The sequence below is a fragment of the Synechococcus sp. ATX 2A4 genome, assembly GCF_024346375.1.
GTDB lineage: Bacteria > Cyanobacteriota > Cyanobacteriia > PCC-6307 > Cyanobiaceae > MW101C3.
The window spans coordinates 1-16,307 of the sequence record NZ_JAGQCV010000021.1 but is presented as its reverse complement, the minus strand read 5'-3'; the positions used below and the strand labels follow the sequence as shown (position 1 = coordinate 16,307).

The window sequence follows — 16,307 nt, the reverse complement described above, 5'->3', positions numbered from 1 at the left end:
CAGGGGAAATGGCTCGAAAGAGCAGAAAGCAGGCCGATTCTTACTGGATCTGCACCGAGACAGGCCACCGCAAACATTTGGGGGGCCCAGGTGTCGCTTGCAGCCTTGTTGCCCAGAGCTTCCCTAGGCAACAACTTTGAACAAGTGTTCGTGATGCCGTGTCATGCGTCACAACTGCTTGACGAATTGGCGTCAGGTTGCACTCAGCCCCACCCGCCCTAGCCTCCAGAAACCGCCTGCCTGACACTGGAATCTCCTGCCAGCCCCACCGCCAGCCCTGCTGCCAACCCCGATGCCAGCCTTACCGCCAGCGTCAGGGAAGTTACCAGCCCCTTGATCGATCCTTCCGCTGCTTCCGCCTCTACCCAGGAAGCCGCCGAGGCGCTCGCGGCCTGGCTGATTCAACACCAGCTCGCGGTGGCCTTCACCACCTACCGCGCCAACCGCCTGCTCCTGCTCGGCACCGGCCAGGACGGGGCGCTGCGCTTGCACGAGCGGCTGTTTGATCGGCCGATGGGCCTCACCCTCGACGGCGATTGTCTCTGGATGGCGGGCCGCTGCCAGATCTGGCGCTTCGACAACCTGCTCGCCCCCGGCCACACCCATGAGGGCGGCGACCGCCTTTACGTGCCCGCCGCCAGCTTCACCACCGGCGATGTGAACGCCCATGAGCTGGTGATCGGCGCCGATGGCGTGCCGATCTTCGTGAACACCGCCTTCAGCTGCCTGGCCACCCTGGAGCGCGGCTGCAGCTTCAAGCCGGTGTGGCAGCCGCCCTTCATCACCAGCCTTGCCGCCGACGACCGCTGCCATCTCAATGGTGTGGCCGTGCAGGACGGCATCCCCACCTGGGCCACCGCCTGCGGCGGCAGCGATGCCCCCGCCGGCTGGCGCAACGACCGCGGCGGTGGTGGCGTGGTGATCCACATCCCCAGCAACGCAGTGGTGGCCCATGGCCTCTCCATGCCGCACTCGCCCCGCTGGCACCAGGGCCGGCTCTGGCTGCTCAACTCCGGCAGCGGCGAGCTCGGCTGGATCGAGGACGGCCGCTTCCAGCCCCTCTGCTTCGTGCCTGGCTTCGCCCGGGGCCTGGCCTTCGTGGCTGGCTGCGCGGTGGTGGGCCTCTCCAAGCTGCGCTCGCCCCAGTTCCATGGCCTCGCCCTCGATCAGCGCCTGGCCGAGCTGAACCAACCCGGCGGTTGCTGCGGCCTGCGGGTGATCGATCTGGCCAGCGGCGCCGTGCTGCACAGCCTGGAGCTGGCCGAACCGATCGATGAGCTGTTCGATGTGGTGCTGCTGCCAGGCGTGCGCCAGCCGCGCGCCATCGGCCTGCAGGGCGAAACGATCGACTGCCTGGTGAAGCTGCCCGATCGCGACACCCTCACCCTCGTGCGGCCCACCGCCCCCAGCGGCACACCGCACCAGGCCCCGGCTCCGCGCCCCTTCGGGTTGCCGCAACCCACGGCGATCGAACCGCTGGCGATTCGCTACCAGCGGGTGTTTCAGCTCACCCCCGCCACCCTGGCGCCCTATGCCGCCCTCACCTTTCCCTCGCTGGCGCCGCAATCAGCCGCCACGGCCCGCATCAGCGGCGAACTGCTGGGGCTCTCCGCCATGGCCGATGGGGCGATGGTGGGCCTGGCGGTGGCTGAACGGCTGCCGGATGGCAGCGCCAGGGTGCTGTCGTTGAAGGTGGAGGAGGCCTGGCGGCGACAGGGCATCGGTACAGGCCTGCTGCGCCATCTGCTGCTCTTCCTCGCCAACGAACAGATCGGCCGGGTGAGCGTGCGCTACCAGGCCACCGCCCTCACCAGCGCCGCCCTTGAGCCGCTGCTGCTCCGGCTCGGCTGGAGTGCGCCGCACACCGACTTCGCCCTGCTGGAGGGCAATGCTGCGCGGCTGGCTGCCGCCCCCTGGGCCGATCGCCATCCGCTCAGCCCGCCGTACCGGCTGCAGAGCTGGCTGGAGCTGGCCGCCGCTCCCATCGCCTGCCAACAGCTGCAGCAGCTGGCCCGCCAGCTCGGCGCCCCGCCGGAGCTGCTGCCGCCGCTCGATCTTCACGGCATCGAACCCGGTGTTTCGCTTGCCTTGCTCCACGACGAGGCGCTGGTGGGCTGGGTGATCGCCCATCGCGTGGCGCCCACCACGCTGCGCTACTCCAGCCTGTTCGTGGCGGAGCCGCACCGCGGCAGGGCCCGCGGACCGGCGTTGCTGGCAGAGGCCTTCCGCCGCCAGCAGCAACAGGGCATTCCCGAGGCCCGCGCCGCCATCGCCAGCGGCAACACCGCCATGCTGCGCTTCCTGCGCCGCCATCTCGCTTCTCACCTCTCGGCCGTGGGGGCGTCCCGGAGCAGTGAGCGGCGGCTGCCGCCGCCACCGTCTTCACCAGGCTCTCAGCGGGCCTGGCGCGCAGAAGCAGCCAGTTCAGGCTCTGCGGATCGCATGGATGATGGCCGCTGAGCCCAGCCCCGCGGCTCGTCATCGCGATCCAGTGCACCTCAGCCACTGCACCACACCGCTGGCTTCCCCCCCGTGAGCCCCCCACCCTTGCTGCTGGTAGCGGCCACCCGGCTGGAGGAGGACGCCTTCTGGGCCGATTCCCTCCTGGGACGCTCCCTGGCCCGTCCCATCCACGCCGGCTACGACCTCCCATCTGGCGGCGATCGATCCTGAGCCAGTCAGACCACTCTGGCTAGGCTGACCAGGTCAATCTGGTTTGGTCTGATGCCTCGACCCAGCTCAGGCGCCGTCGTGAATGTTCAGGAGGCCAAAACCCATCTCTCCGCGCTGCTGGTGCGGGTGGCCGCCGGCGAGGAGATCGTGCTGGCCCGCAATGGGAAACCCTGTGCCCGCCTTGTTCCCCTCAGCCCGTCACCGCCGCGCCGGTTGGGATTCTTGGCCGGAACGGTCGATGAGAGCTTCTTCGATGACCTGCCCGAGAGCGAGCTGGCCGCCTGGGGCGCATGAAGCTGCTGCTCGACACCCACATCCTGCTCTGGGCCGTGCTGGAGCCCGGCAAGCTCAACCAGGGCCTGCGTGAAGCCCTGGAAAACCCAGAAACCCAGCTGCTGATCAGCGCCGCCTCCGCCTGGGAGATCGCCACCAAGTGGCGGCTGGGCAAGCTGCCGGGTGCCGGTGTGGTGGTGGACACCTTTCAACGGGCCATCGATGGCCTGGGCGCGCTCGAGTGCCCCATCCTCAGAGGCGAAAGCCTGTTGGCCGGCAGCTGGGATGTGCCGCACCGCGATCCGTTCGACCGGGTCCTGGCGGCTCAGGCCTCGCTGCGCGACCTGACCCTGGCCACCACCGATGCGGCTTTCCACCAGTTTGAAGGCCTGCGCCTCTTCGGGGGCTGAGCGGGCGGGGATCGCAGGATCTGGAGGCAGCCAGCATCGATGCCGCTTTCTCCCCTGAGCTGGAGAGCGCGGTGGCGGCCTTGATCGCTGGCGCCACCGAGGCCTCGGCCTGATGGCGGCTCAAGGGGGCTACCTGCTCGACACCAGTGTGCTGCCACTGTCCCCTCAGGTCCTGGTCACAGCAGCGCAGCAAGCGGGTTTCGCTTTGCTGGCGATCACCCCCGACCATGCCGCCGCCACGGCGCTCCTGCCTCCCCACCACAAGGACCTGTTGGATCGCCTCCTGATCGCCCAGGCCCGTTCAGCAGGGGTGCTGCTGCTCAGCACCGATCGCGCCCTCAAGCGCTACGGACCGACTGTGATGCTCCTCGGAGAACGGACAAGTCCATAGGCGCTGAACCCGCCGCCGCCGCGCCAGCCCCCATCGCCCTCAGACGGATCGGCCGATCCGTTCTTCCACGTGCGTGATCAAAGCAGCCACCTCTGCGTTACAGGCCTCACGATCGAGATGTTGCGGGTCCGGGTCTTCGTCGTAGCGGAGTTGAACGGCAACGTCGGTGAAGGGACTCAATGACTGGAACGCGGTGATATCCGCACCGATAGCGCGCAACTGCTTCATCAAGAGCACCAGATCATGGGTGAAGGGAACATCCTTTTCGCCGAGGCCATAAAGCCAAGCTTTTAGAGCTTTCTCGATCGCTTGCTGCAACTGAAATCCCCAGATCACCTCTTCGAAGATCTCGATGTCGGTCATCGCTGCAGCCGCTTTCCAATCCCGTTTGGAGATCCGCAGCATGGCCAGCGCCTCAGGATTAGCCACCGAGAAGTCGTCCTTCACGGTAGGCATGGCTGATGACATGGCTGTGGAGGTTGATGCTCCTGGAAACCTGGCTGCGGGAGTAAAGAAGCAGATCCACTGGCTGCACAGGTCCGCTCAATCGCCAGCGCAGCCGATCAAGCATGCGGTAGCGATCATGGCTCGCCAGCCAGTCATCGGTCACGGTGATCAGCAGGTCGATGTCGGAATCGGGCCGGGCCGTGCCGCGTGCCCAGGAGCCAAACAAGCGCACTTCAGCGCCGGGAATCACGGCCTGGATCTCACGGGCCATGACGGCGAGCCGATCCTCGATCGAGGCCGCCGGGGTGGTGGTGGTTGGGGTGCTGGTGGTGAACGCCTGAGCCATGGGGCCATTCTGGCCCGGCTCGGCCAATCCTTGGGGGGGGAGGCCAGGGAGCTGGAGAGGAAGCCAGGTCGCCAGTCCAAACCAGAACTGGGCTGACCCGGTCAGGACGTCGTCCTCGGCCCCTTCCATCCAGCGCCGGGCCAAGCCGATCGCCAGCATCCCTGCCCCTTTCGCCCAGCGTAGCCAGGACGCAGGACTGGCCTGCCCCGCCTCCGCTGAGCTCGCCGGCTGGTTGATCCAGCACCAGCTCTCGCTCGCCTTCACCACCTACCGCGCCAACCGCCTGCTGTTCCTTGGTGTGGGTGCAGCCGGTGAACTCAAGCGGCATGAGCGGCTGTTCGATCGGCCGATGGGGCTCTACGCCCACGACGAAGCCCTGTGGATGACGGCCCGCCGCCCGATCTGCCACCTCAACGACCTCGCCCTCCAGGATCACCGCACGGCAGCTTGGACAGGTTCCTTGCCCGGCAGGCCATGTCACGCCAACCTCAATAGGGTGGCTGGCGATCTCCCTCATGATTTTTGCCTGAGCTTCGGTTGCCCGGCTTAGTTCAAACCGGATTGAGGCCCGCCCGTCAGGGCGAAGGGTTTCCACACACTTGGAAAGGACTGCGATATGCCCACCTGGGATGGATTTTTCAGCACCGATTTTCTGGCCCCGATCAACTGGGTTGAGGGGATCCTCCCGAACGAGAATTCCTCGGCCGTCATCGACAGCACCGGTGCGGGCGCTTCCCCCGATCCCACCCTGTTGGCAGGGCAATCCGCCTCGGTCTTCTTGCTCGAGCAGAGCGCGCGCATCTTCACGGTTCAGGGCACCCTGACGGTCAACGCCGGGGCGACCCTTTCCGGTGTGGGCATCCTGATCATCGCGAACACCGGCACGGTCAGCGTGTCGGGCAACGGTCTGACCGTGGCGGGCGGGACCCTGAACAATTTCGGCACCCTTGGCAGCACGCTGCAGGTCTCTGGCGGGGCTGTCAACAATGCGGGCGTGATCACCGGGGCTGTGACCGTTTCGGGCGGCAGCCTGACGCTGAACCCAGACAGCAATCTGTCGGACAGCGCGCTTCTGACCGTGAACACGGGCGGCATGGTGAACGTGGATGCCTTCGATGTCATCGGCAGGCTGGCGGGCGATGGCGGCACGGTTCAGATCAGCAATGGCAATGGTCTGAATATCATCGGGGCGGCGAACACCGCGTTCTCCGGCATCATCTCGGGGGAAGGCTTCCTGCAGTTCGAGGGCACCGGCACCCGGATCCTGTCAGGCGACAACACCTACAGCGGCGGAACCTTCATTGACGGCGGCACGTTGCAGGTGGGCGCGGGCGGCGGTGCGGGCACGCTGGGCAGCGGGGCGGTGGTCAACAACGGGGCGCTGGTGTTCGACAGGTCGGACTTAAACTTTTCGCCAACGCGATTTCGGGCACAGGCGCGCTGACGGTGACGGGGGGGGGATACCCTCATTCTTACGGGCACCAACAGCTACAGCGGCACGACGACCATCAATGCGAACGGCACCTTGCAGGTGGGTGCGGGGGGCAGCACGGGCACGCTGGGCAGCGGCGCGGTGGTCAACAACGGGGCGCTGGTGTTCTCCCCCAGCGGCGACATCACCGTCGCCAACATAATCTCGGGCACCGGCTCCTTCGGCAAGTTCGGTGCCCGCACCCTGGAGCTCTCCGGCGCCAACACCTTTACCGGCGACACGCGGGTCAACGTCGGCGTTTTGAACGTCACCGGTTCCATCGCCTCGCAAAACGTCTCGGTCTTCAACAGCGGCAGCCTGCGGGTGGGTGGTGGCGCAGCGATTTCCGACACCGCCACGGTGACCCTGTTCAACAGCGGCAACCTCAACCTGACCGGCAGCGAGCGGATCGGCGCGCTGGTCAGCGCATCCGGCACAAACACGGTCACGCTGGGCGCGAATACCCGCACCACGGGCGACGCGGGGAATCACACGTTTGCGGGCGTCATCAGCGGCGTGGGCGGCGGGCTCACCAAGCAGGGCGCGGGCACCTTCACGCTGACGGGCACCAACACCTATACCGGGCAAACGACGGTTTCACTGGGCACGCTGATCGCCGCGACCAACGGCGCACTCGGCACCACGGCGGCGGGGACGGTCGTCGCCCCAGGAGCGACGCTGGCCTTGCAGGGCGGCATCACCGTGGCCGAGGGGATCGCCCTATCCGGCTCGGGCGTGGCGAACGGAGGAGCGATCCGCAACATTGCCGGCGTCAACACCCTCACTGGCGCCATCACGCTGAACGGGGCCGCCGAGATCCAGGCCGACGCCGACAGGTTGAACATCAACGGCACCGTGACCGGCGGCATCCACAACCTCACGCTCGAAACCGCAGGCACTTCGACCATCGCTGTGAACGGGGCGATCACCGGCAGTGGCGCGCTGACAAAGACCGGCGCAGGCGTTCTGACTCTGACGGGCGCGAACACCTTCAGCGGTGCGACCGCAGTGAATGGCGGCACTCTGCAAGTGTCGGCCGGCAACGGTCTGTCGGCGACCGGCCTTCTGACGGTCAACAACCCGGGCCGTGTCCGCTTCGACGTTTTCGACACCGTCGGCGGGCTGGCCGGAACCGGCAGCGTTCGTATCGGCAATGGCAACGCGCTGACGCTCGCACCCGCGGCGGGCACGCGCACCTTCTCTGGGGTCATCGCAAACGCTGATCCGGGTGTCGGCGGAGCCTTGACCAAGACCGACGCCGGGATCCAGGTCCTGTCGGGCGCCAACACCTATACCGGCACCACCACGGTGAACGCCGGTCTGCTGGATGTGACCGGATCGCTCGCTTCGCTGAGCACCATCGTGAACGGCGGCAGCCTGCGGGTTAACGGCTTCGCGCTGGCCGACACCGCCACGGTCACGCTGAACGGCAGCGGCAACCTGACGCTGACCGCGTCAGAGACCATCGGCGCACTGGACTCGGCTGCGACAACCGCGACGGTCACGCTGGGGGGCGCCACGCTGACCACCGGCAATGCCGCGGGTCAGTTCTTTGAGGGTGTCATCAGCGGCGCGGGCGGCCTGAGAAAGCAGGGCACCGGCACGCTGAGCTTGTCGGGCGCCAACGCCTACACCGGCACCACCACGGTGAACGCCGGTGTACTGGATGTGTCCGGATCGCTCGCTTCGCTGAGCACCATCGTGAACGGCGGCAGCCTGCGGGTTGACGGCTTCGCGCTGGCCGACACCGCCGCGGTCACGCTGAACGGCAGCGGCAACCTGAACGTGGCCGGGTCGGAGACCATCGGCGCGCTGGCCTCGGCTGCGACAACCGCGACGGTGACGCTGGGGGGCGCCACGCTGACCACCGGCAATGCCGCGGGCCAGCTCTTTGCGGGCGTGTTGAGCGGCACCGGAGGCCTGAAGAAGCAGGGCACCGGCGCGCTGACGCTGGCGGGCAACAACACCTACACCGGCACCACCACGATCAGCGCGGGCTCCTTGGTGATCGGCAATGGCGGCACCACAGGCACGCTGGGTAACGGCGCCGTCACCAACAATGGCAGCCTTTCATTCGATCGGTCCAATGACCTGACGGTTGCCAACGTCATTTCGGGGACCGGGGGTTTCGGCAAGTTCGGGGCCGGCACCCTCACGCTGTCCGGCGACAACACCTTTACCGGCGGCACGGATGTCCGCGTTGGCGTGCTGAACGTCACGGGCTCGCTGGCGTCGCAGAACATATCTGTCGGTCTCGAAGCCAGCCTGCGGGTGGACGGCGAAGCGATCTCGAACAACGCCAGAGTGACACTGAGCAACTTCGGCAACCTGACTTTGACCGGGTCGGAGACCATTGGCACGCTGCTCTCCGACTCGGTCCTTCGCACGGTCAATCTGGCCGGCAACCAGCTGACCCTGGCCGCCCAGACTGCCGGCCTGGGGACCACGACCTTCATCGGCAGTGCCGGGATCGACCGGCTGAGCGTCAACCTCGCCCCCACCCTGGCGACTTTCACTCTGGCCGGGGTGACGTTCACCAACTGGACCGAAGGCACCGACAGCGTCACCGTCAGCGGCAACGCGCTGGCGAACACCCTCACCGGCAATGCCGGGAACAACGTGCTCAACGGCCTCGCCGGCAACGACACCCTCATCGGCGGTGCCGGTAACGACACCATGCTCGGCGGCGCCGGCAATGACATCTATGTCGTCGATTCGTCCGGCGATCGGGTGCTTGAAACCACCACCATCAACTGAGGTGGACTGGTTTTTCTGGACAGGGCCCATCGTTAACCTCTGAGGCGGGGCACCGTCCCTGAATGGGGCTCCCATCGATGAGCAAACGCCGTACCCACAGCCCCGAGTTCAAGGCCAAGGTCGCCATGGAGGCGATCAGCGGCCGTAAGACATTGCAGGAGATCGCCGCCGATCACGCGGTGCATCCGATCCAGGTGAGCCAGTGGAAGAAACAGCTGCTGGAAGGTGCAAGCGAGCTGTTCACGCGAGGGAAGAAGACGCAGGCTAAGGACGAGAGCCAGGCCAAGGAGGCCGAGCTGTTCCAGCAGATCGGCAAGCTCCAGATGGAGCTGGAGTGGCTCAAAAAAAAATCACAGCTGCTGTGATGTCCATGAACTGCGCAAGCTGGTCGATCACGACCACCCTGAGCTCAGCGTCAGCCGCCAGTGCGAACTGCTGGGCCTGGCTCGATCCACGCTCTACTACCGGCCCACTCCGGTGCGTGAATCGACGTTGCGGCTCATGGCCAGGATTGACGCTCTCTACCTGGAGGACCCCTGCAGCGGTAGTCGCCGGATGGTGGACTATCTGGCCAGAGAAGGAATTCCGATCAGCCGCGACCGCATGCGAAACCTCATGCGGCGCATGGGTTTACGGGCGATCTACCAGAAGCCTCGCACCACGATTCCAGGCGATCCATCCGAGCGCTTCCCCTGCCTGGTGGATCTCAAACAGGTCACGGCCTTGGATCAGGTGTGGGCAACCGATATCACCTACATCCCACTGCAGAAAGGGTTTCTCTACCTGGTGGCGATCGTGGATCTCTTCTCCAGGAATATTCTCAGCTGGAAGCTCTCCAACAGCCTTGACACGGAGTTCTGTCTGGAGGCTTTGGAGATGGCCTTCTCTGGTGGCCGTAGGCCAGAAATCTTCCACTCCGATCAAGGCTGTCAATTCACCTCTGGTGACTTTGTGGCGCGACTCAAGGAAGAGGAGATCAAAGTCAGCTGGTCAGGCAGAAAGCGCTGCTACGACAACATCCTGGTGGAGAGGCTGTGGCGGACGGTTAAATATGAGGAGGTGTATCTGCGTGCCTACAGCGATGGCTGGGATGCAGAGATCAGCCTGGCCCGCTTCCTGTGGAGATACTGCCATGTAAGGCCACACAGCTCTTTGGGAGGCAAAACTCCCAATGCGGTCTACACTGAGGCCGAACCTTGTAACTCCCGTCCGGGGTTAACGATGTCAGGGGCCCAGGCTGTCCAATAAAAGGCACCCACCTCAAACAGCACCATCGATGCTGGCGGCATCGACACCGTCCAGAGTTCAGTGACCTTCAACCTTGACGCCACTGCCAGGGTGCGGTTTGTCGAAAATCTCACCCTCACCGGCACCGCCAACATCAACGGCATCGGCAATGCGCTCGCCAACGTCCTGAGCGGCAACGCTGGCAACAATGTGCTCAGAGGCGGTGCCGGCAATGGCACCCTCATCGGTGGTCTCGGTGCCGACACCTTCCGTTTTGATGCCCCACTCAACGCCACCACCAATCGCGACACCATCACCGATTTCTCCATCGCCCAAGGTGATCGCATCGAACTCGAAAACAGTGTGTTCACCGCACTTCCCACCACCGGCACACTCGCCCCCGCCGCCTTCCGCAGCGGCGCCACAGCCACCACTGCCGCCCACCGCATCCTCTACAACAGCGCCACCGGCTTGCTCACCTACGACAGCGATGGCAACGGCGCTAACCCGGCCATCGCCTTTGCCACACTCAGCCCAGGACTCGCGCTCTCCTCTGCCAATTTCATCGTCTTCTGAGCAACACAACAGACGCCATACCCCTACATCCACCAACAGTCACGTAATGCGTGACAATTCAGGACGCCAGAACTGACATGGATCAGCATCACTCAGCCCGAATAACAGCTGTTGCCATCGCCCACTACATTGCATGCAATTTGATGTTAACCTTCAATAATTAAGCTCTTAGCCTTTAGCCCAGTGACACCCCGCTCCGCACTCCGGCCGTGACGCCTCTCAACGCTCCGGTGGAAGCCCCTGGCGCCGGTGGCTCCCTGGCGGGCGCAGCTGCCGAGCAAGGCCAGATCCCTTCAGCCCCGGCGGTTCCCGTCAACTACGAGCACTCCCTCAACTTCGCGGCCCTGCTCAGCCACCACGCCCTCTCCCTGGTGCTCACCACCTACCAGGCCGGCCGGGTGCTCACCATCGGCACCACGCCAACGCCGGATGGCGGCCCGCAGCTCCAGATCGGTTTTGCCCATTTCCCCCAGGCGATGGGCCTGGCACGCACCCCCACCGGCCTGGCGGTCGGCAGCCGTGATGCCATCTGGACCCTCCCCGCCAGCCGTGAGATCGCCCCGCGCCTCAAGCCTGAGAACAGCCACGACATCGCCTTTCTCGCCCGCTCCTCCCACCACAGCGGCCCGATCATGGGCCATGACCTCGCCTGGTGCGGCGATCAGCTCTGGGGCGTCAACACCCTCTTCAACTGCCTCTGCACCTTCGAGGCGCCCTGGAGTTTCGTACCTCGCTGGCATCCTCCCTTCATCAGCGCCATCACACCCGGCGATCGCTGCCATCTCAACGGTCTGGCCGTCGCAGAGAACGGCACCAGCCCCGCCTACGTCACCGCCCTGGGCAGCAGCGATGAGGAAAACGGCTGGCGAGAGCACAAGCGCCAGGGCGGCTGCCTGATCGATCTGGCCAGCGGTGAGCTGCTGCTGCGCGGCCTCTCCATGCCCCATTCCCCCCGCCTGCACAACGGCCAGCTCTACCTGCTCGATTCCGGCCACGGCCAGCTGCTGCGCGTGGATCCGCGCACCGGCAGCCCCACCACCATCTGCGAACTGCCGGGCTTCACACGCGGGCTGGAGTGCTTCGGGGATCTCGCCCTGGTGGGGCTCTCGCGCATCCGCGAAACCGCGGTGTTCGGGGGGCTGCCCCTGCAGGAGCGCAACGAACAACTTCGCTGTGGCGTGGCCATCGTGCAGCTCAGCACCGGCAACCGCATCGCCCATCTCTGGTTCAACAGCGGGGTGGAGGAAATCTTCGCGATCGCCTGCCTGCCGGGCTACCGCAACCCCGCCCTGATCGGCCCGGACCCGAGCACCGACGCCAGTCAGACGGTCTGGATGGTGCCGGCCACAGCGTCATCGAACACCACGCAAGCCAACAACACCCAGCAGCCACGACCGGGCTGAACAAACCAGCCGCCGCAGAAAGCCAGCTTCCGCGTCCCAACATCACCGTTCTTCACTCTTCTAACCATGGCAACACCCAGGCTTGTTAAAGATATCTTCGCTGGATCCAGCAGCTCCTCTCTCCTCAATCTGACGGCGGTCGGCGACATCCTCTTCTTCTTTGCCAACGACGGCAGCAATGGCGTTGAGCTGTGGAAGAGCGATGGCACTCCGGAAGGCACCGTGCTCGTTAAAGACATCCGCACAGGGTCCTATGGCTCCTATGCCGACAATCTGACGGCGATCGGCGACACCCTCTTCTTTAGCGCCAACGACGGCAGCAATGGCTATGAGCTGTGGAAGAGCGATGGCACTCCGGAAGGCACCGTGCTCGTTAAAGACATCCGCACAGGGTCCTATGGCTCCTCTCCCAGCAATCTGACGGCGATCGGCGACACCCTCTTCTTTCGCGCCAACGACGGCAGCAATGGCACTGAGCTGTGGAAGAGCGATGGCACTCCGGAAGGCACCGTGCTCGTTAAAGACATCCTCACAGGGTCCGCTAACTCCTATCCCAAGAATCTAACGGCGATCGGCGACACCCTCTTCTTTAGCGCCAACGACGGTAGCAATGGCGAAGAGCTGTGGAAGAGCGATGGCACTCCGGAAGGCACCGTGCTCGTTAAAGACATCCTCACAGGGTCCGCTAACTCCTATCCCAAGAATCTAACGGCGATCGGCGACACCCTCTTCTTTCGCGCCAACGACGGCAGCAATGGCACTGAGCTGTGGAAGAGCGATGGCACTCCGGAAGGCACCGTGCTCGTTAAAGACATCCTCACAGGGTCCCTTGGCTCCTCTCCCAGCAATCTGACGGCGATCGGCGACACCCTCTTCTTTAGCGCCTTCGACAGCACCAGTGGCCGTGAGCTGTGGAAGAGCGATGGCACTCCGGAAGGCACCGTGCTCGTTAAAGACATCCTCACAGGGTCCCTTGGCTCCTCTCCCAGCAATCTGACGGCGATCGGCGACACCCTCTTCTTTAGCGCCAACGACGGCAGCAATGGCACTGAGCTGTGGAAGAGCGATGGCACTCCGGAAGGCACCGTGCTCGTTAAAGACATCCGCACAGGGTCCAGCAGCTCCTCTCTCATCAATCTGACGGCGATCGGCGACACCCTCTTCTTTAGCGCCAACGACGGCAACAATGGCTTTGAGCTGTGGAAGAGCGATGGCACTCCGGAAGGCACCGTGCTCGTTGCAGACATCAGCACAGGGCCCAGTGGCTCCTATCCCTCCTCTCTGACCTTGGTCGGCAACACCCTCTTCTTCTCAGCCAACGACGGCAACAGTGGCCAGGAACTGTGGAGTTTACTGATCAACGACGACTTCATTGATGCACTCGCACTCGATGGAGTGAGTGGTTCCACGACTGGCTCCAACCGCGACGCAACGGCGCAAGTAGGTGAGTTCAACGACCCTGGTTTCAGCCAATCGCCCCCATTTAATTCCATTTGGTATTTCATTGAGAACCCCTTCCTATCTGACGTCACAATCAATACATTTGGCAGTGGTTTTGATACCACCCTGGAAGTGTTTACAGGTGCTGACGTCACTTCTCTCACGCCAGTCATCGCCAACGACGACACTTCCAGCCTGCAGTCGCAGGTTGCCTTCAGCGCTGCCGCCAACCAGCGCTATTACATCCGCGTGGATGGGTTTGCCGGCAATACCGGGGACGTCACCCTCAACTGGGGGCTCTCCAACATCACCCGGCAAGTCAAAGACATCCGCACAGGGTCCCTTGGCTCCTCTCCCAGCAATCTGACGGCGATCGGCGACACCCTCTTCTTTAGCGCCTTCGACAGCACCAGTGGCCGTGAGCTGTGGAAGAGCGATGGCACTCCGGAAGGCACCGTGCTCGTTAAAGACATCCGCACAGGGTCCAGCAGTTCCTATCCCAGCTTTCTGACGGCGATCGGCGACACCCTCTTCTTTAGCGCCTTCGACAGCACCAGTGGCGTTGAGCTGTGGAAGAGCGATGGCACTCCGGAAGGCACCGTGCTCGTTAATGACATCCGCACAGGGTCCAATGGCTCCTATGCCAGCAATCTGACGGCGATCGGCGACACCCTCTTCTTCCAAGCCAACGACGGCAGCAATGGCATTGAGCTGTGGAAGAGCGATGGCACTCCGGAAGGCACCGTGCTCGTTAAAGACATCCGCACAGGGTCCAGCAGCTCCTCTCCCAGCTTTCTGACGGCGATCGGCGACACCCTCTTCTTTAGCGCCTTCGACGGCAGCAATGGCTATGAGCTGTGGAAGAGCGATGGCACTCCGGAAGGCACCGTGCTCGTTAAAGACATCCGCACAGGGTCCGCTAACTCCACTCCCAGCAATCTGACGGCGATCGGCGACACCCTCTTCTTTAGCGCCAACGACGGCAGCAATGGCATTGAGCTGTGGAAGAGCGATGGCACTCCGGAAGGCACCGTGCTCGTTAAAGACATCCTCACAGGGTCCAGCAGCTCCTATCCCAGCTTTCTGACGGCGATCGGCGACACCCTCTTCTTTAGCGCCTTCGACAGCACCAGTGGCCGTGAGCTGTGGAAGAGCGATGGCACTCCGGAAGGCACCGTGCTCGTTAAAGACATCCGCAAAGGGTCAAGCAGCTCCTATCCCAGCTTTCTGACGGCGATCGGCGACACCCTCTTCTTTAGCGCCAACGACGGTAGCAATGGCGATGAGCTGTGGAAGAGCGATGGCACTCCGGAAGGCACCGTGCTCGTTAAAGACATCCGCACAGGGTCCGCTAACTCCACTCCCAGCAATCTGACGGCGATCGGCGACACCCTCTTCTTTAGCGCCAACGACGGCACCAGTGGCCGTGAGCTGTGGAAGAGCGATGGCACTCCGGAAGGCACCGTGCTCGTTGCAGACATCAGCACAGGGTCCAGCAGCTCCTATCCCTCCTCTCTGACCTTGGTCGGCAACACCCTCTTCTTCTCAGCCAACGACAACAACACGGGCACTGAGATCTGGAGCCGTCTGGTCAACGACGACTTCACCGATGCCCTTGCGCTCGAAGGTTCCGTTGGCTCCACCACTGGCAACAATCGTGACGCCACTGCAGAGAGCATGGAATTCAGCGCTCCTGCTTTTTCCTCTCCAGCGCCGTTCAATTCCGTCTGGTATTCCTTCAATAATCCCTTTGCCGCGATCGCCACGATCGATACCTTCGGCAGTTCCTTCAACACCACTCTCGAGGTCTTCACCGGCACGTCCGTTTCCTCCCTCACGCCCGTAGCCGCAAACGACGATGCCTCCGGCCTGCAGTCGCAGGTTTCCTTCAGTGCGGCCGCCAACCAGACCTACTTCATCCGCGTTGATGGATCGGGCAGCGCCACCGGTGATTTCACCCTCAACTGGGATTTCCTCGCCACTGATCCCCTCACCCTCACCGGCACCAACGCCAGTGAAACCCTCCGCGGCGGGACCGCCGCCGATCGAATCACCGGCCTCGGCGGCAATGACACCCTCGATGGTGGTGCTGGTGATGACACCCTCATCGGCGGTGCCGGTAACGACACCATGCTCGGCGGCGCCGGCAATGACACCTATGTCTTTGATGCCGACACCCAGCTCGGCACTGACACCCTTATCGAAACTGCCGGCGCGGCCGGCGGCATCGATACCCTTGCCTTCAATGCCACCACCACGCGTGGTGTTGTCCTTGATCTACAACTCGCCACCCTTCAGACCGTCAACCCCAACCTCAGGCTTCAGCTCAACGGGGGCGATCGCTTTGAAGCCATCAATGGCGGCACCCAGAGCGACAGCCTACGCGGCAACGCCCTCAACAACACCCTCCGCGGCTTTGGCGGCAACGACCGCTTAGAAGGCAGGGCCGGCAATGACACCCTCCTCGGTGGCGACGGCGACGACATCTACCTCTTTGATGCCGACACCCAGCTCGGCACCGACACCCTCATCGAAACTGCCGGCGCGGCCGGCGGCATCGATACCCTTGCCTTCAATGCCACCACCGCGCGTGGTGTTGTCCTTGATCTACAACTCGCCACCCTTCAGACGGTTAACCCCAACCTCAGGCTTCAGCTCAACGCCGCCGATCGCTTTGAAAACATCAATGGCGGCCTCCTCAACGACAGCCTCCGCGGTAACGCCCTCAACAACACCCTCCGCGGCTTTGGCGGCAACGACCGCCTGGAAGGCAGAGCCGGCAATGACACCCTCCTCGGTGGCGATGGAGACGACCTCTATCTCTTTGATGCCGACACCCAGCTCGGCACTGACACCCTCATCGAAACTGCCGGCGCGGCCGGCGGCATCGATA

General features: G+C 64.0%; 15 protein-coding genes and 1 pseudogene. 14 read left to right on the top strand and 2 right to left on the bottom strand.

Features of this window, described 5'->3' with window-relative positions; all coding sequences use genetic code 11:
• The first annotated feature begins 333 nt into the window (after positions 1 to 333).
• The 5 genes from KBY97_RS14335 (at position 334) to KBY97_RS14315 (ending at position 3,747) form a co-directional block, all read left to right on the top strand.
• Positions 334 to 2,460, top strand: a complete 2,127-nt coding sequence (locus tag KBY97_RS14335; RefSeq protein ID WP_255147962.1) for a TIGR03032 family protein — start codon at positions 334 to 336, stop codon at positions 2,458 to 2,460.
• Between the two features lie 72 nt (positions 2,461 to 2,532).
• Complete coding sequence (locus tag KBY97_RS14330; RefSeq protein ID WP_255147959.1) at positions 2,533 to 2,673, top strand: hypothetical protein; 141 nt, start codon at positions 2,533 to 2,535, stop codon at positions 2,671 to 2,673.
• A gap of 78 nt (positions 2,674 to 2,751) precedes the next feature.
• Positions 2,752 to 2,967, top strand: coding sequence for a type II toxin-antitoxin system Phd/YefM family antitoxin (locus tag KBY97_RS14325; RefSeq protein ID WP_255147957.1), 216 nt, complete (start codon positions 2,752 to 2,754; stop codon positions 2,965 to 2,967).
• Positions 2,964 to 3,356 carry a type II toxin-antitoxin system VapC family toxin gene (locus tag KBY97_RS14320; RefSeq protein WP_255147956.1) on the top strand — a complete coding sequence of 131 codons (393 nt, stop codon included), beginning with the start codon at positions 2,964 to 2,966 and terminating at the stop codon, positions 3,354 to 3,356. Before KBY97_RS14325 ends, KBY97_RS14320 begins: the two co-directional genes overlap by 4 nt.
• A 112-nt stretch (positions 3,357 to 3,468) precedes the next feature.
• The gene (locus KBY97_RS14315; protein ID WP_255147955.1) at positions 3,469 to 3,747 is read left to right on the top strand and encodes a type II toxin-antitoxin system VapC family toxin; all 279 of its coding nucleotides are present in this window, start codon (positions 3,469 to 3,471) and stop codon (positions 3,745 to 3,747) included.
• Positions 3,748 to 3,786: 39 nt separating this feature from the next.
• Here the strand turns inward: KBY97_RS14315 and KBY97_RS14310 are convergent, their stop codons facing one another.
• Entirely contained in the window at positions 3,787 to 4,194 is a 408-nt protein-coding gene (locus tag KBY97_RS14310) for a HEPN domain-containing protein (RefSeq protein ID WP_255147953.1), read from the bottom strand.
• Entirely contained in the window at positions 4,169 to 4,699 is a 531-nt protein-coding gene (locus KBY97_RS14305; protein WP_255147952.1) for a nucleotidyltransferase domain-containing protein, read from the bottom strand. The genes KBY97_RS14310 and KBY97_RS14305 overlap by 26 nt, the downstream gene beginning before the upstream one ends.
• Here KBY97_RS14305 and KBY97_RS14300 point away from each other — a divergent pair.
• The 9 genes and pseudogenes from KBY97_RS14300 to KBY97_RS14265 all read left to right on the top strand — a co-directional run.
• Positions 4,668 to 5,090, top strand: coding sequence for a DUF4915 domain-containing protein (locus tag KBY97_RS14300; protein WP_255147969.1), 423 nt, complete (start codon positions 4,668 to 4,670; stop codon positions 5,088 to 5,090). The genes KBY97_RS14305 and KBY97_RS14300 overlap by 32 nt on opposite strands.
• A gap of 66 nt (positions 5,091 to 5,156) precedes the next feature.
• Positions 5,157 to 5,984, top strand: a complete 828-nt coding sequence (locus KBY97_RS14295) for an autotransporter-associated beta strand repeat-containing protein (protein ID WP_255147951.1) — start codon at positions 5,157 to 5,159, stop codon at positions 5,982 to 5,984.
• A gap of 21 nt (positions 5,985 to 6,005) precedes the next feature.
• A pseudogene (locus KBY97_RS14860) lies at positions 6,006 to 6,062 on the top strand (autotransporter-associated beta strand repeat-containing protein); the annotation flags it as partial.
• Between the two features lie 9 nt (positions 6,063 to 6,071).
• Positions 6,072 to 8,768 carry an autotransporter-associated beta strand repeat-containing protein gene (locus KBY97_RS14290; protein ID WP_255147966.1) on the top strand — a complete coding sequence of 899 codons (2,697 nt, stop codon included), beginning with the start codon at positions 6,072 to 6,074 and terminating at the stop codon, positions 8,766 to 8,768.
• A 125-nt stretch (positions 8,769 to 8,893) separates the two neighbouring features.
• Positions 8,894 to 9,133 carry a hypothetical protein gene (locus tag KBY97_RS14285; protein WP_255147948.1) on the top strand — a complete coding sequence of 80 codons (240 nt, stop codon included), beginning with the start codon at positions 8,894 to 8,896 and terminating at the stop codon, positions 9,131 to 9,133.
• Between the two features lie 10 nt (positions 9,134 to 9,143).
• Entirely contained in the window at positions 9,144 to 10,016 is an 873-nt protein-coding gene (locus KBY97_RS14280) for an IS3 family transposase (RefSeq protein WP_255147965.1), read from the top strand.
• Between the two features lie 60 nt (positions 10,017 to 10,076).
• The gene (locus KBY97_RS14275) at positions 10,077 to 10,571 is read left to right on the top strand and encodes a calcium-binding protein (protein ID WP_255147946.1); all 495 of its coding nucleotides are present in this window, start codon (positions 10,077 to 10,079) and stop codon (positions 10,569 to 10,571) included.
• A gap of 209 nt (positions 10,572 to 10,780) precedes the next feature.
• Positions 10,781 to 11,974, top strand: coding sequence for a TIGR03032 family protein (locus tag KBY97_RS14270; protein ID WP_255147943.1), 1,194 nt, complete (start codon positions 10,781 to 10,783; stop codon positions 11,972 to 11,974).
• Positions 11,975 to 12,040: 66 nt separating this feature from the next.
• Positions 12,041 to 16,307 (top strand): ELWxxDGT repeat protein (locus tag KBY97_RS14265; protein WP_399217912.1); only part of this gene is annotated, 4,267 nt, incomplete at its 3' end.